We start from the raw sequence: 19126 nt of genomic DNA on the forward strand, positions 1-19126 counted from the left end.
GTAAAATATTTCGTTTTTACTACAAAGACTTTTTTATTTTTATTTTAAATCAAATAGCGAATTTACTGCAGGATAGCGTTCTACGGTAAACCCTTCTCCATGCTCTACTCCTATTAACCTTCCTAAGTCTCTTGCTCTATATTCAACACTATCAGTAAAGTTTTTACTAGAAATGGGTGTTTGAGGCGCATCACTCTTTGGGTCGTAAAACTGTGTTTTATAAGCCATTACAGCCTCCATCTTCTTATCTACATAACCTGAAACATCTACCACAACGTCTGGTTCAATATGCTTCCACTGTATATAATGGTACACAAATTTAGGTCGCCAAGGTTCCTGCCAACCATCTTCATCCTCAATTTTTGTATCTATTTTTATTAATCCGCTTAAAAAACAAGCATCACTTACTAATTTACTCCCTTTTCCATGATCTATATGTCTATCATCAATAGCATTACATAAAACTATTTCTGGCTTATACTTTCTAATCATTTTAATAAGCTCTATTTGATGATTTTTATCGTTAGTAAAAAATCCATCAGCAAATTCCATATTATCTCTTACAGCTACTCCTAATATGTTTGCTGCATCTGCAGATTCTTTATCTCTTGTTTCAGCAGTACCACGAGTTCCTAATTCACCACGAGTTAAATCAATAATTCCAACTTTTTTCCCTTTAGTAACTTCTTTATATATAGTCGCACCACAACCTAACTCTACGTCGTCTGGATGTGCACCTATTGCTAAAATGTCTAATTTCATGTTTTTGATTTGCTTTTATAACGCTTAAAAGTATAAAAAAAGAACTATACATTTTAAACTTTTTAATACGAATACGTTTTCGTTTTAATATTCATTAATAAAAACTCAAAAATTTTGAAAACTCTTGAAAAGCACTGTGTTTTAAGGAAATATGACTTATGTCATAAATATTTGAGAGCTTCATGCGTAACTTTATTTATGAAATAAAAAAGGATTATACACCTTAATTTCTTAACAAAGTTTAATAGAAATCTAAAAACTAATAAAAATGGAAAGTTTAACAATGATACCTCAAAATGCAAGTTTAGAAAAGTACGGAATTAAAGATGCCAAGGTACTGTGGAATTTATCACCTGAAGAACTACAAAAACATACTGTAGAAAAAGGAATGGGTAAAGAAACTAACAATGGTACTTTAGCTATTAATACTGGTAAATTTACTGGTAGATCACCTCAAGACCGTTTTTTAGTTAAAGATGATTATACAGCAGATAAAGTTTGGTGGGGAAAAGTAAATAAACCTATTTCACCTGAGAATTTTGATAGATTACAAAACAATATAATAGAATACCTTTCTGGAAAAGAATTGTATGCTAGAGACGGTTATGTATGTGCCGATCCTAAATATAAAATGAACGTTAGAACCATTACTGAATATCCTTGGTCTAACATGTTTATTTACAATATGTTTCTTCGTCCTGATGCTTCAGAATTAGAAAATTTTGAAGAAGAATGGTTAGTATTATGTGCACCAGGATATGAATGTCCAGATTCTGAGGCTTATGGTATTCGTCAAGGGAATTTCTCTATACTAAACTTTACTAAAAAGGTAGCTTTAGTAGGAGGCTCTGCTTACACAGGAGAAATGAAAAAAGGTATTTTCTCTGCTTTAAACATGATTTTACCAACTGATAAGAATGTATTACCAATGCACTGTTCTGCAAATGTTGGTGAAGATGGCGATACAGCTATTTTCTTTGGATTATCTGGAACAGGAAAAACAACCTTATCTGCAGACCCTAAACGTAAGTTAATTGGTGATGATGAACATGGTTGGACTGCTGAAAACACTATTTTTAATTTTGAAGGTGGTTGTTATGCAAAAGTGATTGACTTAACTGAAGAGAAGGAACCAGACATTTTTAGAGCTATCAAGCCTGGAGCTATTTTAGAGAATGTTATTTTTAAAGACAATGGTGAGGTTGATTATATGGATAGTACTATTACACAAAATACACGTGTAAGTTACCCTATATATCATATTGATAATATTCAACAACCATCTTATGCATCTAATCCAAAAAATATTTTCTTTTTAACCTGTGATGCATTTGGTGTATTACCTCCAGTCTCTAAGTTAACTCCTGGTCAAGCTGCGTATCATTTTATTTCTGGTTATACAGCAAAAGTAGCAGGAACAGAAGCAGGAATTACAGAACCTGTACCATCATTCTCTGCATGTTTTGGTGCACCATTTATGCCTTTACATCCAACAAAATATGCTGAAATGTTAAGTAAAAAAATGACTGAAGCTGGCGTTAATGTATGGTTATTAAATACAGGTTGGTCTGGTGGACCTTACGGAGTTGGTTCTCGTATCAAGCTTAAATATACTAGAGCTATGATTACTGCAATCCTTGAAGATAAATTAAATGATGTTGATTACGAACAACATCCAATATTTGGACTATGGATGCCTAAGTATTGTCCTAACGTTCCAACAGAAATGTTAGATCCAATGAATACTTGGTTACAAAAAGGTGGATACATAAGTAAAGCAATCAATCTTGCGCATTCTTTCCACTTAAACTTCGAGAAATTTGCTAGTCAAGCATCTCAAGAGATAATGGATGGTGGGCCATTAATTGATGAACACCACCAAATGGAGCATATGTAATCCTAAATTGATTAGTTGAAAAGGAGCTCAAATATGAGCTCCTTTCTTATTTAACAACAACTACATGAAATATTTCTTTTTATTATTTTTTGTATTAGCTACTCCATTTTACACAATTGCTCAAGACACAGGAGAAAAACGTCTAGGTTCTTGGGTTGATATCAATTCTATAAATAAGATTACAAATAAAATCAATGTTAATGGTTCTTTTACTAGTTGGAATTATGAACTAACAAAGAATCAGCATTTGTCATTAGGTCTTATTGGTGTGTATTATAAGTTGAATAAAAACACATCTGTAGGATTATTAATTGGTAGAGCTAGTATAGATTCAAATTATGAAAGCGGAAATAACATAACTACAGAAAATAGGATTGCTGAACAATTAAGTGTTAGTCATGGTTCTAACAAAGTAAAATGGAATCACAGATTTAGATTAGAACATCGATTTTTCAATTACAAGAATGCAGATGATAAACTCGTTCACAGAATCAGGTATCGTTTTAAAGGAAAAGTTCCTATTAGTAAAGTGAATTATTTTACTATTTATGATGAAATTCATTTTAATTTAAACGAATTCGATTTCAATCAGAATAGGATTTATGGAGGCATTGGTACTAAACTGAATAAAAACTTAAGTTTTGATATTGGTTATGTAAGACATTCTTTTAAAACAAAAAGTTTCCACAGGTTAGCATTTCAATTAAATATCAGCTTAGACTTCAGAAAACCAAAACTTACGCCTTAGCATTTTGTAATGCCTGTTCAATATCTGCTATAATATCTTTTTTAGATTCAATACCAACTGAAAATCTTATAAGGCTATTACTAATTCCTTGAGCTAATCTATCATCTTCACTAAGCAAAGCATGAGAAGTTTCTGAAGGTAACAACATTGTACTTTCTATTCCTGCTAAACTCATAGATGGTTTTATAAGCTTCAACGATTTTAAAAACTGTGATACATCTACACTTTTTTTAAGCTCAAAAGACATCATAGCTCCAAAGCCACGCATTTGTTGTTTTGCTAATTGGTGACTTTCATGCGACTTTAAACCTGGATAATAGACTTTTTTCACAACGTCATGTTTATCCAAATACTTAGCCATTTTCATTGCATTTTTTTGTTGTGCTTTAAACCTTATACCTAAAGTTTTCATACTCCTTTCCAGCATCCAAACCGTAAAATCACTCAAACTACCACCTACATCTTTTGATAAATTCCAAATTGTATCCATATGCTCTTGACTAGATGCAACAGCACCTGCACAAATATCACTATGACCACTAAAATATTTTGTTGCACTATGAATAACAATATCTATACCCAAATCTATTGGGTTTTGTATTATAGGAGATGCAAATGTATTATCTATAACAGAAATAATATTATGAGCCTTAGCCAACTTAGAAATGGCGAATATATTTACTAGTTTAAGTAATGGATTAGAAGGTGTTTCTATATAAATAAGCTTCGTATTTTCTTGAATAGCATTTTCAAATGAAGTTGCTGATAAGTCTTTAGTAAACGTATACTCAATATTATAATCTTTGAAATGAGAAACTATAAAATTACGTGTGCCTCCATAAATATCGTTTTGCACAACTATATGGTCTCCAGACTTTAAAAAAGCCAATAGTGTAGAACTAATAGCTGCCATTCCTGAACCAAAAATCATAGCAGCTTCAGCATGTTCTAATGCGGCTACTTTTTTAGACAAGTGTTCTTGATTTGGAGTGTTAAAGTATCGTGGATAGCGTTTCACATCAACATCCATAAATTCATAAGACGAAGACAAATAAATTGGTGAGACAGCTCCTTTAAACTGCTCATCAGCAATATCACCAACATGTGTACAAATAGTATTTAATCCTAACTTATCATTAGCCATAGTATGAATATTTATTTTGAAGCATTAGCTTTTTGAACAATAGCTTTTAAGCGCTCTTTTCTTAATTCTTTCTCCTTTTTTAGCTTATTTTTCTTTCTAGCTAAAAGCTTATTGTGCTTAGATTTATTTTTAGTATTCTTTTCTCTTCCCTGCTTAGCCATTGTTTACTTTCATCTATTCACTAAAAGTAACGCTAATTTTTTATTTTATAAATGTCAACCACAAAATTCTTTCCATATATTCGCAAAAAAATTAAAGATGCTAAAAGCAGTTTTATTTGATATGGATGGTGTAATTGTTGATACAGAGCCATTACATCATAAGGCCTATCATGGAATGTTTAAAGAAGTAAACATTGATGTTTCTGATACACTTTACAATAGTTTTACAGGAAAAACAACATTGGAAGTTTGCGAAACTTTATGCAGTCATTTTAAATTATTAAAACATCCAACCGAGCTTATTAAAATAAAACGACGCATTTTTAAAAAGTTATTTTTTAACGATCCAGATTTAAAACTGATTGATGGCGTTGAAGACTTAATAAAAGACTATTATAATAATGGCATTACTTTAGTATTAGCCTCATCAGCATCAATGCTAACCATAAATAATGTTTTTGAACGCTTTAATCTTAATCAATATTTTGTAGCAAAATTAAGTGGCGCAGATTTAGCTGCTTCTAAACCGCATCCTGAAATATTTATTAATGCTGCAAAAGCGTCTGGTTTTAATCCAAATGAATGTATCGTTATTGAAGATTCTACCAATGGTATAAAAGCTGCCAATGCTGCTCATATTTTTTGTGTAGGCTTTAAAAGTCCACACTCAAAAAATCAAGACTACAGTACTGCAGATATAGTAATTAAAAGCTTTAGTGAAATTAATTATGAGAAAGCTAAACAACTAGTTTAAAGCTTTACTTTCTATAATACTTAGCATAATTTCTATAAGCAAAAACAGCTAATAATGCTATTATTGCTAATACTATACCTATTATTTTAACACTGTCAATTTGTTGTCCAGATTGGTAAGAATGTAATCCTGCTAAATAAAAGTTTACTCCAAAATACGTAAACACTATACTTCCAAAAGCTAAAATAGCTGCTAAATTAAATCCAAATCGTCCTCTTAATCCAGGTACTAAACGCATGTGTACTACAAAGGCATAAATCATTATACTAATTAAAGCCCACGTTTCTTTAGGGTCCCAACCCCAATAACGTCCCCAACTTTCATTTGCCCACATACCTCCTAAAAAGTTTCCTATTGTTAACATTGCTAGTCCAACAGTTAAAGCCATTTCATTAACAACAGTTAACTCTTGGATGTTAAGTCCCATTTTCTTTTTGTTCTTATCGTTAGTAAGAATCATTAATAATAAACTAACAACTCCTAACACTAAACCTAGAGCAAAAGGACCATAACTACCAACAATAATAGCTACGTGAATCATTAACCAATAACTATTTAAAACAGGCTGTAAGTTACCTATTGAAGGATCCATCCAGTTCCAATGCGCAATCATTAAAATCATTGAAGTTACAAAAGCTGTTGCAGCAAATGTAAGGTCACTTTTCTTACCAAAAATGATACCAAATAACATAGTTGCCCAAGCTACATATATCATAGATTCGTAAGCATCACTCCAAGGTGCATGACCAGAGATATACCATCTTGCTATCAAACCAGCTGTGTGTAAAACAAATAAAAATATTACTATATACTTAAAGACTTTAACAGCATTATTAACGCCCTTGCTTCTATCCTTAAAAATTTGCATTATCAACAATACAAACATTAAAGTTCCAGCATACATATACCAACTAAATAAGCTTTTAAAGATATCGTATTTATTATATAGAATTTCTGTATTAATCTTATCATCACTAAGCATTACATCTCCACCATATTTTTGCTGAGTTTTCTTAATGGCATCAATTAACTTACTACTACTTTCAAAATTTGAAGTGGCTTTATCGTTTTGTAAAGTTGCTAAATAGGCTCTAAATCCAGTATTTATAAAGTTAGTATATAAAGTATCCTTTATTTGATAATTACCTTCTCTAAGTTCCATTGGAGAAATCCAAGTATTATTATCATCTTCTGGTACTGGGAATAACTTTAAAGAGCGTCCTTCTAATGTATTGTACAATAAATTAACACGTTGGTCAGCTTCCTTAAATTCTTTTTGAATAGCTGTTGGCACTTGTGCCTTATATGCTTCTTCAAGATAAGGCCCTAACTTATAATTTAATCTGTCGTCAAAAAAATCAATTAAAGCAGCATACTCCTTTGATTTATCTACACCAATTAAATTTCTAATGGTATCTGCCTTTCTTGTTTTTAAATAAATAATTGGTACGTTATACCATAACTGAGGGCTCTCTTGCATTGATAAAAATGCTTGGTTAGCGTCCAAATCTTCGTATGTATCACTTTTACTCAACTTACGCAATAACTCAGATGCATAAGTATTTACTGGTTTCATACGTCCATCAAAATCCTGAATTACTAAACGTCCTAATTTATCTGCTTCTGCTTTAGGAGCTACATTAGCTAAAATTACAGAATCCATTTGCTCTTTAGTTGGAATTTCGCTGTGGTTATGTCCATCATCAGCCGAATGTCCTACTTGCGCATTGGTAGTTAACATAAATCCTAAAAGAAATATAGAGACTAACTTTGCTTTCTTATCCCTAATTTTTCTAAACTGTTTACGTAAATCATCAAAACGAGTATGTTTTGCAAAAATGATTGCTAATAAACCAAAGTATAATAGGAAATAACCTAAATACGTTAGATTGGTTCCCCAAAAGTCATGATTTACAGATAGTATTGTTCCTTTCTCGTCGGGATCAAAAGACGATTGAAAGAAACGATAACCTCTATGATTTAATATGTTATTCATATAAATATGAAAATCGAAATCGCCTTCTTCTTTATCTAAAACAGTTACTTTACTTTCAAAAGCAGAGTAACTATTTTCTGTTCCTGGATAACGAGCAGCAATAAAATCGTTAAGCTTAATACTAAAAGGTAATTCAATAACTTTAGAACCATATCTAAAAGCGAAATCTAAGCCTCCTACTTCAATTTGTTTAAAAGCGTTATTAGACCCTTGTCCTCCTAGTAATCTTACAGTTTTAGTTTCCCCATTTGTAGTTACTTTTAATGCAATACCATCTTCATCTCCTCTCAATAAATCTGATTTCTTAACAATATCAAACTTACCTTTAATAACTGGTTTAGGAAACACCAAAGCTTGATTTCCAATAATATATCTAGACCTTAAAATTAAAGGCTGAATACTATCTTTAACCAAAGCACCTTGCGCTCCAGTTGCCATAGTCATATATTGTCCTTGATATGGCGATTGGATAGTTAGTGTACTATCTGTATGTGTAATATTTACAGCGCCTTCAGTGTATTTATTTAATGCATATAAAACATTATGAATGCTACTTACTTGACCAGATTTAAGAAAATGATTATGTGGAGCTCCAGCACCTGCTTCAACAATCTTTAAATAATGTTCGCCATTTTCATCTGGCACAATATCTTCTTCAGCTCCAGAAATAAAATCGACCAATTCAATAGATACTGGTTGCTTATTATAATCGGTATTAATTGTTAATTCATTATCTAATCGCGGAGAAAAATCTACTTCACTATTTAACACACGACGTTGTACTTCTCCATTAACTTCATAATCACCATCAATATATGTAGTGATATATGTTTTTTGAGATAGGAATGTATTTTCGGTAGCACCTTCTCTAATAGCCATCATACCTTCGTAACTAATATACCTTGTTACAAATGCACCTAAAAGAATGAATATAAATGATAAGTGTAGAATTAAGGTTGCCCATTTTTCTTTTCTTAGCAGTCTATATCTAAATATATTTCCTGCAAAGTTTATTACGAAAAACACCATTATTGCTTCAAACCACCAAGCATTATAAATTAATGTTCTTGAGTAAGGTGTTGGCGATGTATCTTGACCTGCATCCATGAAAGTTCCCCATCCCATAGCAAAGGCAAAAACAATAAATAAAACAGCCATTAATCTTGTTGAGAAGAGAATATTAGATAGTATTTTTAACATAGTAAAGTAGCGTGTGTTTAAACTCGTGCAAAGGTAGTTAATTTTGTATTAAGCAGCTTTTATAAATTAATGATTTAACACTCCTTTATTTAGCTATATTTTGTCTTGCTTCAAAAATTTTGAGATATAAAAAAGTTCCCATTTTTCTTGCTCTGCGTTTAGCATTTTCTGCAAAATCTCCTTCAAAAAGCTCATCAATGGTTTGGTGCCATAAATTTAACCATATACCAAAATGAAACTCTGAAATTGCATTTTCATGCTCATCATCTGCCTTTACATGTGCTTTTAATGGGTCGCCATAATATTTGGTTTTTAAAAACAAACTAGATTCCCAAAAAGTGGTTAGTCTATCTAAATGTTCATCCCAATCATCTATCTTATCAAAAAAAGGTCCTAAAGTATCGTCCTTTCTAACTTTATCGTAAAAAGATGACACTAATTTAAAGACATCATCTCTTGTTTTTAAATCGTTTTTTTTCATTGTTTACAAAGATAGTGCAATTGGTTTTTAAAAGAGCTATGACTTACCTATTTTAGCATTATGATTACAGTAACTCTTTTAGGCGCAGGAAATGTAGCAACTCACTTTTACAATGCTTTTGTAAAAAGCCAAAACGTTTCTGTTAACCAATGGTATAATAGAAATTTAGAAAAAATAAGTTCTTATGAAAATGAGGTAGCTATTTGTGATGACATCTCTAAACTTACTGAATCTGACATTTACATTCTAGCTGTTAGTGACGATGCCGTTGCAGACGTATCTACTCAACTACCTTTTACAGATAGGTTGGTTGTTCATACATCAGGAAGTGTTAACGTTCATGACTTAGATAAAAAAAACAGGCGAGGTGTATTTTATCCGCTACAAACATTTTCAAAAAATGTAGAGTTAGATTTTAAAAATGTACCATTATGTCTGGAAGCTTTAAACAAAAAAGATATGCCCTTTTTAAAAGAATTGGCAGATACGTTAGGAAGCCCTAGATATAAAATAAACACCGAACAAAGGCAAACACTACACTTAACAGCAGTGTTTGTAAACAATTTTGTAAATCAACTTTATAGAATTGGTCATGAAATAAGTGATATAAAGAGTATTGATTTTGATATTTTAAAACCACTTATCTTAGAAACGGCAAATAAAGTTCAAACAGTGTCTCCTTATTTAGCTCAAACAGGACCAGCCAAAAGAAACGATAAAAAGACAATAAGAAGACATTTAAAACTGTTAGAAAAAAAAGAGCATAAAGAGATTTATGAATTACTTACAAAATCTATAAAACACACACATGGAAGATAAAAACTACAAGCAATACCTTAACGATATCACAACATTTATTTTTGATGTTGATGGTGTACTAACTGACGGAACTGTAACTGTTACTACTTCTGGAGAAATGCTTAGAACCATGAATATAAAAGATGGTTATGCGCTAAAAACTGCTGTTGATAAAGGTTATAATGTTTGTATTATTTCTGGAGGAAGTAATGAAGGAGTTAGATTGCGTTTACAAGGACTAGGAATTAAAGATATTTATTTAGGAGCTCACAATAAAATTGAACAACTAAACGATTATTTTACAGCACATAACATAAAAAGTGATCAAACATTATACATGGGCGACGATATTCCAGATTTACCTGTAATGAAGCTAGTTGCTTTACCATGTTGTCCTCAAGATGCTGTCCCAGAAATTAAAAATGTATCTAAATATATTTCGCATAGAGATGGTGGAAAAGGTGCTGTAAGAGATGTTATTGAACAAGTACTAAAAGTTCAAGGCAACTGGAATAACAATTTTAACGCTAAATACGATTAGTTGAAAAGACCTAGTAGAAGAATAAGTAATGGATTTGGTTATATTGGATTTGGCAATGTAAGTACTGTTTTTAACCAAAGTACAAGAAAAGCTTTTACTGAAATTAAAGAGCGTTTAGATAGTGAAGCACACTCAAAACATAAAGTACATTTTTTACACAAGCAACTTTCTAAAACAGAAAAAGAAAACATAAAAAACACGATAAGAAAAGCTGAACGAAAGCGTTTTTACCAAACTTTAAGCATAACTGTTATTATTGGGTTATTTATAGCTTTTGGTATTGCTAATCTTATTGAAAACATAATGAACAACTAAATGCTTAATTTTTTAAACCTTATTCGTTGGAAAAATTTATTACTAATAATTCTAACGCAACTATTAATTAAATATGCACTTTTTGATGCTTTTAATGTTGATACAAGATTAGATGATTTTGGTTTTGCATTATTAGTAATTGCAACAGTATGTATTGCAGCTGCAGGAAATATTATTAATGATATTTATGATATTGAAACAGACACAATTAATAAACCAAATAAAGTAATTGTTGGTAAATCAATTTCAGAACAAATAGCTTTTAACCTCTTTATAATTCTAACAATAGTTGGTGTTGGTGTTGGGTTTATTCTATCTAATATGATTGATAAAAGTAGTTTCTCAGCTGTTTTTATTATAGTTTCGGCTTTACTCTATGTTTATGCTTCTACTTTAAAACAAACCCTATTAGTAGGTAATATTGTTATTTCATTTTTAGTTGCAATGAGCATTCTTATAATTGGAATTTTTGATTTGGTTCCTGTAATTACTCCCGAAAACAAACAAACCCAATTAACCTTTTTTGAAATTTTAAGAGATTACGCTGTTTTTGCTTTTATGATTAACTTTTTAAGAGAACTTGTAAAAGATGTTGAAGACATTGATGGCGACCATAACGCTGGTATGAAAACACTACCTATAGTTATTGGAAGAGAACGAGCTATAAAAGTAATCTTTACTTTATCCTTAATCCCTTTATTTGTAATCACTTATTATATAATTACTTATTTATATAAACAACAATTAGCTGTTGGATATTTTTTAATCTTTATTATAGCGCCTTTACTATACTTTACTGTTAAAACATTTTCGGCTAACACAAAAAAAGAATTACATCATCTTTCATTTATTCTTAAATTAGTAATGTTATTTGGAGTATTATCACTACTACTCTATCCATTTATACTTAAGTAATGCTTAAAGACAAATTAAAAGATTACAATATTATTCTTGCTTCTGGTTCTCCTAGACGTCAAGCGTTTTTTAAAACCTTAGATTTAGATTTTGAAATAAAGTTAAAACCTGTAAAAGAAGAATATCCTAATCGTTTAAAGCATTTTGAAATCAGTGATTACTTAGCACAGTTAAAATCTTTAGCTTTTGAAAACGAATTAAAACCTAAAGACATATTAATAACCAGTGACACCATAGTTTGGCATAACAACAACGCTTTAGGCAAGCCAAAAAACGAGCAAGATGCATTTAACATGATAAAATCTATGAGTGGACAAACTCATGATGTTATTACTTCTGTTTGTTTTAAAACAGTCAATTCTCAAAAAACTATAAATGCAGTTACTAAAGTTAGTTTTAAAGAATTCACAGATGATGAAATTTGGTATTATATCAAAAATTTTAAACCACTAGATAAAGCTGGAGCTTATGGTATTCAGGACTGGATTGGGCAAGTAGGTGTTACAAAAATTGAAGGCTCCTATTTTAATGTTATGGGTTTACCAACACATTTAGTCTATAAAACATTATTAGAGTTTGTATCATGATAAATTTTATTAATACATATCAAGCTGAGATAATAAACACATTCATTGTTTTTGGAATCTTCTTTATCATTCAACTTATTGCAAAAATATCTGTACGTCGCTTAGGGAACTCAAAACATAAAAATAAAGGACGAATTAAACTTATTGGTCGTTATGTTACAGTTACATTTTTGCTTTTAGCTTTTTTAATAGAAGCTTTTGTTTTAGGAATAGAAATAAATGATATCATCGTTCTTTTTTCTTCTGTATTTGCAGTTCTAGGAATTACACTTTTTGCTAATTGGTCTATATTAAGTAATGTAACTTCAGGAATTGTTATGTTTTTTTCCTTTCCTTATAAAATTGGAGATAAGATTCATATACACGATAAAGACTACGAAATTATTGCTGTTATAGAAGATATTCGTTCGTTTCAAATACACTTAAGAAAGAACAATGGAGATTTAGTTACCTACCCAAATAATTTACTATTACAAAAGGCAGTTTCATTACTTGAAAAAGATGCTTACGACAAATAGTTTGTTATTAGTTAAAGAAACATTAAAACCAGCCTAAGCGCTGGTTTTATTTTTATATTTGGAAATACTAACTAAAATTGAACCATGAAAAAGTCTTTACTTTTTTTAACACTCTCGTTATTCTTTTATTTATCAACTCAAGCCCAACAACCTAAAAAACTAAATGCCTCTCAAATATATGAAGCCGTAGAAAAATTAAATTTTTTAGGCTCTGTTCTTTATGTTGCTGCACATCCTGATGATGAAAATACACGCTTAATCTCATACATGTCAAATCATGTTAAAGCAAGAACAGCTTATCTTTCTTTAACACGTGGTGATGGAGGTCAAAACCTTATTGGTCCTGAAATAAGAGAACTTTTAGGCGTAATGCGTACACAAGAATTACTAGCAGCTAGAAACGTTGATGGAGGCGAGCAAATGTTTACAAGAGCAAACGATTTTGGTTACTCTAAGCATCCAAACGAAACTTTAGAAATTTGGGATAAAGACAAAGTACTAAACGATGTCGTTTGGGCTATTAGAAAATTTAAACCAGATGTAATTATTAATAGGTTCGACCATAGACGAGCAGGTCAAACTCATGGGCATCATACCACATCAGCTATGTTAAGTATGGAAGCTTTTGACTTAGTTGGTGATAAAAGCATTTACCCAGAACAATTAGAAAAAGTTGGTGTATGGCAACCAAAACGTTTATTTTATAACACTTCTTGGTGGCGTTATGGTAGTAGAGAAAAGTTTGAAGAAGTAGATAAATCAAACATGTTAAACTTTGACATAGGTGTTTATTATCCTAACAAAGGGCTTTCAAATAATGAAGTAGCCGCCATTGCTAGTAGCCAACATTTGTGTCAAGGATTTGGAAGACTATCGCAACGAGGCACACAACAAGAATACATTGAATTATTAAAAGGCGATATGCCTAAAGACAAAAACAATGTATTTGAAGGTATAGATACATCATGGAATCGTATAAAAGGAGGGCAAGAAATTGGTAATATTTTATACAATATTCAAGAGAATTTCAATTTTAAAAATCCTTCATCTCATATAATTGATTTATTAGATGCCTATAAAAAAATTCAGCTTTTAGAAGATGAGCATTGGAGAGCTATAAAAGAAAAACAAATCCTCAAAATCATTGAAGCTTGTGCTGGACTTTATCTTGAAGCTTCTACTAGCAGTCCAACAGCAACTCCAAACACTTCGACACAAATTAATATTGAAGCATTAAATAGAAGTAATATAAATATTGAATTAACATCTGTACATTTCAATATGGATAAAATGACTTATGCTAAAGAGCTTAACTTGTTAAACAATCAAAAAGTTACTTTTACTGAAACAGTTGACTTAAAAACTAATGACTACTCAACACCATATTGGCTTTCCGAAAAAGCATCATTAGGTATGTATAAAGTAACTAATAAAAATCTTATTGGTAAACCAGAAACACCTAGACCAGTTCAAGTAGATTTTAATTTAATTATAGACGAAACACCTGTAACTATTACTAAAAGTGCAGTATACAGATATTCTAAACCAGACAAAGGTGAATTATACAGACCTTTTGAAATTGTACCAGAAGTAACTGCAAGTATTAGTGATAAAGTATTCATTTTTGAAAATGACCAACAAAAAGATATTGAAATAACAGTAAAAGCAGGAAAAGACAACATCGAAGGTTATGTTAGTCTATGTCATCCAGATGATTGGAACATTTATCCTGAAAAACAAAAAGTAAATATTAGCAACAAAGGTGAATCTCAAACTTTTGTATTTACTGTTATTCCTCCAAAAAATCAAAGTGAAGGATTTATTAGTCCAATGGTAAACGTGAACGGAAAAGAATACACAAAAGAATTAATTGAGATTGATTATAGTCACATTCCGTTTCAAACAGTTTTACTACCAAGCGAAAGTAAAATTGTTAGGCTAGACATTCAGAAAAAAGGAGAAAACATAGCATATATTGAAGGTGCTGGAGATGTTGTTCCAGAAAGCCTCCAACAAATTGGTTATAATGTAGTTAAAATTAAAACTGATGAAATTACCCCAGAAAACCTTTCAAGATTTGACGCTGTTGTAGTAGGAATTAGAGCTTATAATATTCTTGAGGACTTAAAATTTAAACAAGATATTCTATTCAATTTTGTTGAACAAGGTGGTAATATGATTGTGCAATACAACACACGTCATCGTTTAAAAGTAGATAAACTTGCACCTTTTGATTTAACCTTGTCTAGAGATAGAGTTACCGATGAAAATGCCGAAGTACGCTTATTAAACCCTAACCATGAAGTACTAAATTATCCTAATAAAATTACACTTTCCGACTTTGAAGGTTGGACACAAGAACGTGGATTATATTTCCCAAACCAATGGGGAAATGAGTTTACACCAATACTCTCTTTAAACGATGAAGGTGAAACTGCTAAAGAAGGAAGCTTATTGGTCGCTAAACATGGTAAAGGGCATTACATATATACAGGATTAAGTTTCTTTAGAGAATTTCCAGCTGGAGTTTCTGGCGCATATAGGCTATTTGCAAATATGTTATCTATTGGAAAGGATAATATTAATTTAGACAAAAAACTAAACGACTAATATGGAACATAACCAACCACCAAAAGAAAAATGGAAAAACTCGTACACATTAGTCTTAGTTGCTAATGCCATTTATATCATCATTTTTTATTTTATAACCTCATCTTTTGCTTAGTATGGATGCTCTAAATAAATTAGCTTGGTTAGACTGGACTGTACTTTCTGTAACCTTACTTACCATTGTACTTTATGGTGCTTGGAAAACTCGTAAAAACAAAAATGTTCAAGACTATTTAAAAGGTGGAAACGACTCTAAATGGTGGACCATTGGTTTATCTGTAATGGCAACTCAAGCCAGTGCAATTACTTTTTTATCAACTCCAGGGCAAGCGTTTCATGATGGTATGGGCTTTGTGCAGTTTTATTTTGGAGTACCAATAGCTATGGTGGTTATTTGTATGGTATTTATTCCGCTTTACCATAGATTAAAAGTATATACAGCTTACGAGTTTTTAGAAAACAGATTCGATTTAAAAACCAGAACTCTTACTGCAATTCTATTTTTAGTACAAAGAGGTTTAGCCGCAGGAATTACTATTTTTGCACCAGCAATTATACTATCTGCAGTTTTAGGATGGAATTTAACACTCCTAAATATCATTATTGGTATTTTAGTGATAATATACACCGTTTCTGGTGGTACAAAAGCTGTTAGTGTTACTCAAAAACACCAAATGGCTGTCATCTTTACAGGTATGTTTATAGCTTTCTTTTTAATAATTAGCTACTTGCCAGATGGTATTACATTTAGCAAAGCATTAGACATAGCTGGAGCTAGCGGAAAAATGGAAGTTTTAGACTTTTCTTTTAGTTTAGAAAACCGTTATACTGTTTGGAGTGGACTTATTGGAGGTACATTTTTAGCACTCTCCTACTTTGGTACAGACCAAAGTCAAGTACAACGCTATCTATCTGGTAAATCTATTAAAGAAATGCGCATGGGCTTAATTTTTAATGGTTTACTTAAAGTACCAATGCAATTCTTTATTCTGTTGGTTGGTGTTATGGTATTTGTGTTTTATCAATTTAATAGTTCACCAATTAATTTTAACCCAAAGGCCGAAGAAGCTGTTTCTAATTCGGCTTATGCCTCAAAATATGAAACCTTAAAAGCCGAACAGGAAAAAATATTTAATGATAAAGAAACTATTATCAATAAGTACATCGAGACTAATGATGCTAAGTATACTGATTATATAGCTCTAGCAAATGAAGCAGATCAAGACATACGTGAAGAAGCTAAACAAATCATTAAAAAAGTAGCAGAAGAAACGAATACAAAAATTGAAACTAACGATAAAGATTATGTCTTTATTCACTTTATACTAAACAACCTTCCTAAAGGGTTAATAGGTTTATTACTAGCAGTTATTTTAAGCGCAGCCATGTCGTCAACTGCAAGCGAACTTAATGCTTTAGGCTCTACTACAACTATGGATTTGTATAAGCGTAATGTTGGTAAAGAAGTAGACGACTTACATATGGTAAAGGCTAGTAAGTTTTTTACACTTGCTTGGGGAGTCCTAGCCATATTAATTGCTTGTGTTGCCCATTTAGCTGATAATTTAATACAACTAGTTAATATTATTGGTTCTATATTTTATGGTAATGTACTTGGTATTTTCTTATTAGCATTCTTCTTTAAGTTTGTAAAAGGTAATGCTGTGTTTATAGGAGCTATCATAACTCAGTTAATTGTTATAGCATTGTATTTACTAAATGAATACAACTACATCAACCTTCCATACTTATGGTTAAATTTTGTTGGTTGTGCTATCGTAATAGCTATAGCAATTTTAATTCAGTCAATGTTGAAATCAGATACAATTAATAAAACTCAGGAATAAATGTTTGAATTTAACAGCAATATGGAAATAGTCCAATTAATAATTGGAATTATTCTCATTGTGTCTGTAAAAACACTGATTTTAAGAATTATTTTTAATCGAATTCGAGTTTCAAATTTAGCTGGAGACGATTTGAAATTTGACCACGTAAGATATTTATACAAAAAACTAAAAAAAGGGCAAATCCCAAAAACAGAGAAAGTTAAAAAGTTTGCTTATGATAATGAAAAAAGAATTTTAACATATGATGTTCTCAATAAATTTAATCTTACAAGTTTATTTCCAAAAGAATTATTTACACTTGAAAAAGCTTCAGAAAGTCATTTAGTAAATTGGTTGAATTTTAATGATGATTTTGATGCTATTCCTGATAAAATTGAATACATAAAGAATATTGAAACAAAAAGCGGAAAAACTGTTCTAATTTTTAAATTCAAAATTTATGAACCTCATGTTTACGCAAATAAAGATTGGATGATTGGCTATGTTGTATATAATGAATTGCATACTAAACCTTATTCTAAACCTTATTTCATATTTAGTAAATTTGAGAATGAAATTTTAACAGAAAGCCAAATAACTAATTTAAGTAAAACTGTATACAACAATATATAACTGCAATTGCGGCAGATTCGACTACGTCCAAATCCACTCGAAATTGCTAAAACTAATGTTAATCTCGAAATAATTCGATAAATTTCCCGTAAAAGACGGTTATACGAGATCGTTAGCTACAATAATAAAAGATCAATTATCAATTAAATGAAAAAGATATTTCCAATCATATTAGTATTATTTGCTTCAAGCTGTCGAAATTTATATGAATTGAGCAATGATAATAAGGATAGAAAGTATTTAATAGAATTCATCAAACAACGAAAAAAAGAAGGTCTAATCACTAGGAAACCTTTACTTGTATTAAATGGAGAAATGATACCTTACGATAAGTTAAAAGAATGCGACTTGGAACTTTATAAATCAGATATTGATTCAATTTATGCATTCTTTAAAAAGGAAGATAAAGGCGCAGTTTACATCTATGGTAATGAGGCTAAAAATGGTGTTATTCTAATTGAAGTTAAAAAATTCAATTTGAATTGCAAATAGATAACAGTAGCTAACAACAGCTATAATCCATTGCTTCGGAATTTTCTACCGAAATTCCTCACTTTTACACTAACTTGGCTCCTACTCCAAAATCGTGCCGATTTCTATGTAGCCAAATCATACACTTTACCGTTTCTTTCATTCTCACATTTCTCTCAAAAACCTTATTTGCTTTGTGACAACAACTAAATAAAAAATATTCTTAAAAGTGTGATTTTTTTAAAACCCTAGCGAATAATAAGTAAACTAACTTATTATAATATGGCTACTAGAAAAATTATTGGAATTGTATTTTCAGTTATAGCAATTCTATTTAGCACTATTTTCCTAATACAATCAGATTTAAATTTTAATTTAAAAGAATATTTTGATTATTCTTTTAAGAGCTATTTTAGCTTATCCTATTTTAATCAAATACTACCATTAATTCATTGCCTTATTCTTTTGCATGGAGGTATATTATTAATTATAAAACCAACAAAGTCCAATCCCGTTTTAGCTTTATTTGGATTTACAGTACTAGAGGAAGTTGTATTTAGTTGGTTTGGTTTAATTTCTATTAATTTCCCTATATATATAATCGCAATATTTTTTTCTATTGCACTACTTTCATTATGGATTGCTTATTCAGATAGTATTAACCAAAAGCGTTTATCATTCAAAGAAGGTATTTCTAGTTTAATTTTAGGTACCATTATCAATGCTATTATTTATAATTTTTTATAAAAAGTGTGATTTTTTAAAA

At 30.6% G+C, this 19126-nt stretch carries 19 protein-coding genes; 14 read left to right on the forward strand and 5 right to left on the reverse strand.

The features are described from left to right. Nucleotides 1–39: 39 nt before the first annotated feature. Nucleotides 40–762, reverse strand: a complete 723-nt coding sequence (gene bshB1, locus ACLII3_RS00650; protein WP_412985655.1) for a bacillithiol biosynthesis deacetylase BshB1 — start codon at nucleotides 760–762, stop codon at nucleotides 40–42. Nucleotides 763–1030: 268 nt separating this feature from the next. Here bshB1 and pckA point away from each other — a divergent pair, with 268 nt between their 5' ends. Both pckA and ACLII3_RS00660 read left to right on the forward strand, forming a co-directional pair. Next, nucleotides 1031–2659: a phosphoenolpyruvate carboxykinase (ATP) gene (gene pckA, locus ACLII3_RS00655; protein ID WP_412985657.1), complete on the forward strand. Its 1629-nt coding sequence runs from the start codon at nucleotides 1031–1033 to the stop codon at nucleotides 2657–2659. A gap of 64 nt (nucleotides 2660–2723) precedes the next feature. Beyond that, a complete protein-coding gene (locus tag ACLII3_RS00660) occupies nucleotides 2724–3407 on the forward strand; it encodes a DUF2490 domain-containing protein (protein ID WP_412985658.1) in 684 nt (227 codons plus the stop codon). Here the strand turns inward: ACLII3_RS00660 and ACLII3_RS00665 are convergent. Together ACLII3_RS00665 and ACLII3_RS00670 are read right to left on the reverse strand one after the other, a co-directional pair. Next, nucleotides 3397–4551 (reverse strand): trans-sulfuration enzyme family protein, encoded by a 1155-nt coding sequence (locus ACLII3_RS00665; protein WP_412985660.1) that lies wholly within the window; start codon nucleotides 4549–4551, stop codon nucleotides 3397–3399. The two genes, ACLII3_RS00660 and ACLII3_RS00665, sit on opposite strands and share 11 nt — an antisense overlap. Nucleotides 4552–4562: 11 nt before the next feature. Continuing rightward, the gene (locus ACLII3_RS00670; RefSeq protein ID WP_412985661.1) at nucleotides 4563–4712 is read right to left on the reverse strand and encodes a hypothetical protein; all 150 of its coding nucleotides are present in this window, start codon (nucleotides 4710–4712) and stop codon (nucleotides 4563–4565) included. Between the two features lie 97 nt (nucleotides 4713–4809). Between ACLII3_RS00670 and ACLII3_RS00675 the strand changes: the two genes are divergently transcribed. Next, nucleotides 4810–5466, forward strand: coding sequence for an HAD family hydrolase (locus ACLII3_RS00675; RefSeq protein ID WP_412985662.1), 657 nt, complete (start codon nucleotides 4810–4812; stop codon nucleotides 5464–5466). Between the two features lie 4 nt (nucleotides 5467–5470). Here ACLII3_RS00675 and ccsA read toward each other — a convergent pair whose 3' ends face one another. Together ccsA and ACLII3_RS00685 are read right to left on the reverse strand one after the other, a co-directional pair. Continuing rightward, a complete protein-coding gene (gene ccsA / locus ACLII3_RS00680) occupies nucleotides 5471–8662 on the reverse strand; it encodes a cytochrome c biogenesis protein CcsA (RefSeq protein WP_412985663.1) in 3192 nt (1063 codons plus the stop codon). A gap of 85 nt (nucleotides 8663–8747) precedes the next feature. Next, entirely contained in the window at nucleotides 8748–9143 is a 396-nt protein-coding gene (locus ACLII3_RS00685) for a group III truncated hemoglobin (RefSeq protein ID WP_412985664.1), read from the reverse strand. 60 nt (nucleotides 9144–9203) lie between these two features. On the opposite strand from ACLII3_RS00685, the gene ACLII3_RS00690 reads away from it, so the two are divergent. The 11 genes from ACLII3_RS00690 (at nucleotide 9204) to ACLII3_RS00740 (ending at nucleotide 19107) form a co-directional block, all read left to right on the forward strand. Further along, the gene (locus ACLII3_RS00690) at nucleotides 9204–9962 is read left to right on the forward strand and encodes a Rossmann-like and DUF2520 domain-containing protein (protein ID WP_412985665.1); all 759 of its coding nucleotides are present in this window, start codon (nucleotides 9204–9206) and stop codon (nucleotides 9960–9962) included. Next, the gene (locus tag ACLII3_RS00695) at nucleotides 9952–10482 is read left to right on the forward strand and encodes a KdsC family phosphatase (protein ID WP_412985667.1); all 531 of its coding nucleotides are present in this window, start codon (nucleotides 9952–9954) and stop codon (nucleotides 10480–10482) included. The genes ACLII3_RS00690 and ACLII3_RS00695 overlap by 11 nt, the downstream gene beginning before the upstream one ends. Further along, nucleotides 10483–10797: a hypothetical protein gene (locus ACLII3_RS00700; protein ID WP_412985668.1), complete on the forward strand. Its 315-nt coding sequence runs from the start codon at nucleotides 10483–10485 to the stop codon at nucleotides 10795–10797. Next, nucleotides 10798–11712, forward strand: a complete 915-nt coding sequence (locus tag ACLII3_RS00705) for a geranylgeranylglycerol-phosphate geranylgeranyltransferase (protein WP_412985670.1) — start codon at nucleotides 10798–10800, stop codon at nucleotides 11710–11712. Further along, nucleotides 11712–12299, forward strand: a complete 588-nt coding sequence (locus tag ACLII3_RS00710; protein WP_412985672.1) for a Maf-like protein — start codon at nucleotides 11712–11714, stop codon at nucleotides 12297–12299. Before ACLII3_RS00705 ends, ACLII3_RS00710 begins: the two co-directional genes overlap by 1 nt. Beyond that, a complete protein-coding gene (locus ACLII3_RS00715) occupies nucleotides 12296–12817 on the forward strand; it encodes a mechanosensitive ion channel domain-containing protein (RefSeq protein WP_412985674.1) in 522 nt (173 codons plus the stop codon). The genes ACLII3_RS00710 and ACLII3_RS00715 overlap by 4 nt, the downstream gene beginning before the upstream one ends. An 84-nt stretch (nucleotides 12818–12901) precedes the next feature. Continuing rightward, nucleotides 12902–15427: a PIG-L family deacetylase gene (locus ACLII3_RS00720; protein ID WP_412985676.1), complete on the forward strand. Its 2526-nt coding sequence runs from the start codon at nucleotides 12902–12904 to the stop codon at nucleotides 15425–15427. Between the two features lie 116 nt (nucleotides 15428–15543). Then, nucleotides 15544–17274 carry a sodium:solute symporter gene (locus ACLII3_RS00725; protein ID WP_412985678.1) on the forward strand — a complete coding sequence of 577 codons (1731 nt, stop codon included), beginning with the start codon at nucleotides 15544–15546 and terminating at the stop codon, nucleotides 17272–17274. Nucleotides 17275–17295: 21 nt separating this feature from the next. Further along, nucleotides 17296–17889 (forward strand): hypothetical protein, encoded by a 594-nt coding sequence (locus tag ACLII3_RS00730; RefSeq protein ID WP_412985679.1) that lies wholly within the window; start codon nucleotides 17296–17298, stop codon nucleotides 17887–17889. A 147-nt stretch (nucleotides 17890–18036) separates the two neighbouring features. After that, nucleotides 18037–18381, forward strand: coding sequence for a hypothetical protein (locus tag ACLII3_RS00735; RefSeq protein ID WP_412985681.1), 345 nt, complete (start codon nucleotides 18037–18039; stop codon nucleotides 18379–18381). A gap of 261 nt (nucleotides 18382–18642) precedes the next feature. Further along, nucleotides 18643–19107: a hypothetical protein gene (locus ACLII3_RS00740; protein ID WP_412985683.1), complete on the forward strand. Its 465-nt coding sequence runs from the start codon at nucleotides 18643–18645 to the stop codon at nucleotides 19105–19107. Nucleotides 19108–19126: the final 19 nt, after the last annotated feature.

Source organism: Pontimicrobium sp. IMCC45349, from assembly GCF_047219225.1.
Lineage (GTDB): Bacteria > Bacteroidota > Bacteroidia > Flavobacteriales > Flavobacteriaceae > IMCC45349.

Bases quoted from the DNA above. Each gene is read 5' to 3' on its own strand.
- ACLII3_RS00670 (WP_412985661.1), bottom strand. From the start codon at position 4,712: ATGGCTAAGCAGGGAAGAGAAAAGAATACTAAAAATAAATCTAAGCAC.
- ACLII3_RS00685 (WP_412985664.1), bottom strand. From the start codon at position 9,143: ATGAAAAAAAACGATTTAAAAACAAGAGATGATGTCTTTAAATTAGTG.
- ACLII3_RS00675 (WP_412985662.1), top strand. From the start codon at position 4,810: ATGCTAAAAGCAGTTTTATTTGATATGGATGGTGTAATTGTTGATACA.
- ACLII3_RS00730 (WP_412985679.1), top strand. From the start codon at position 17,296: ATGGAAATAGTCCAATTAATAATTGGAATTATTCTCATTGTGTCTGTA.
- ACLII3_RS00740 (WP_412985683.1), top strand. From the start codon at position 18,643: ATGGCTACTAGAAAAATTATTGGAATTGTATTTTCAGTTATAGCAATT.
- ACLII3_RS00710 (WP_412985672.1), top strand. From the start codon at position 11,712: ATGCTTAAAGACAAATTAAAAGATTACAATATTATTCTTGCTTCTGGT.
- ACLII3_RS00705 (WP_412985670.1), top strand. From the start codon at position 10,798: ATGCTTAATTTTTTAAACCTTATTCGTTGGAAAAATTTATTACTAATA.
- pckA (WP_412985657.1), top strand. From the start codon at position 1,031: ATGGAAAGTTTAACAATGATACCTCAAAATGCAAGTTTAGAAAAGTAC.
- ACLII3_RS00690 (WP_412985665.1), top strand. From the start codon at position 9,204: ATGATTACAGTAACTCTTTTAGGCGCAGGAAATGTAGCAACTCACTTT.
- ACLII3_RS00695 (WP_412985667.1), top strand. From the start codon at position 9,952: ATGGAAGATAAAAACTACAAGCAATACCTTAACGATATCACAACATTT.
- ACLII3_RS00715 (WP_412985674.1), top strand. From the start codon at position 12,296: ATGATAAATTTTATTAATACATATCAAGCTGAGATAATAAACACATTC.
- ACLII3_RS00720 (WP_412985676.1), top strand. From the start codon at position 12,902: ATGAAAAAGTCTTTACTTTTTTTAACACTCTCGTTATTCTTTTATTTA.
- ACLII3_RS00665 (WP_412985660.1), bottom strand. From the start codon at position 4,551: ATGGCTAATGATAAGTTAGGATTAAATACTATTTGTACACATGTTGGT.
- bshB1 (WP_412985655.1), bottom strand. From the start codon at position 762: ATGAAATTAGACATTTTAGCAATAGGTGCACATCCAGACGACGTAGAG.
- ACLII3_RS00735 (WP_412985681.1), top strand. From the start codon at position 18,037: ATGAAAAAGATATTTCCAATCATATTAGTATTATTTGCTTCAAGCTGT.
- ACLII3_RS00725 (WP_412985678.1), top strand. From the start codon at position 15,544: ATGGATGCTCTAAATAAATTAGCTTGGTTAGACTGGACTGTACTTTCT.
- ccsA (WP_412985663.1), bottom strand. From the start codon at position 8,662: ATGTTAAAAATACTATCTAATATTCTCTTCTCAACAAGATTAATGGCT.
- ACLII3_RS00660 (WP_412985658.1), top strand. From the start codon at position 2,724: ATGAAATATTTCTTTTTATTATTTTTTGTATTAGCTACTCCATTTTAC.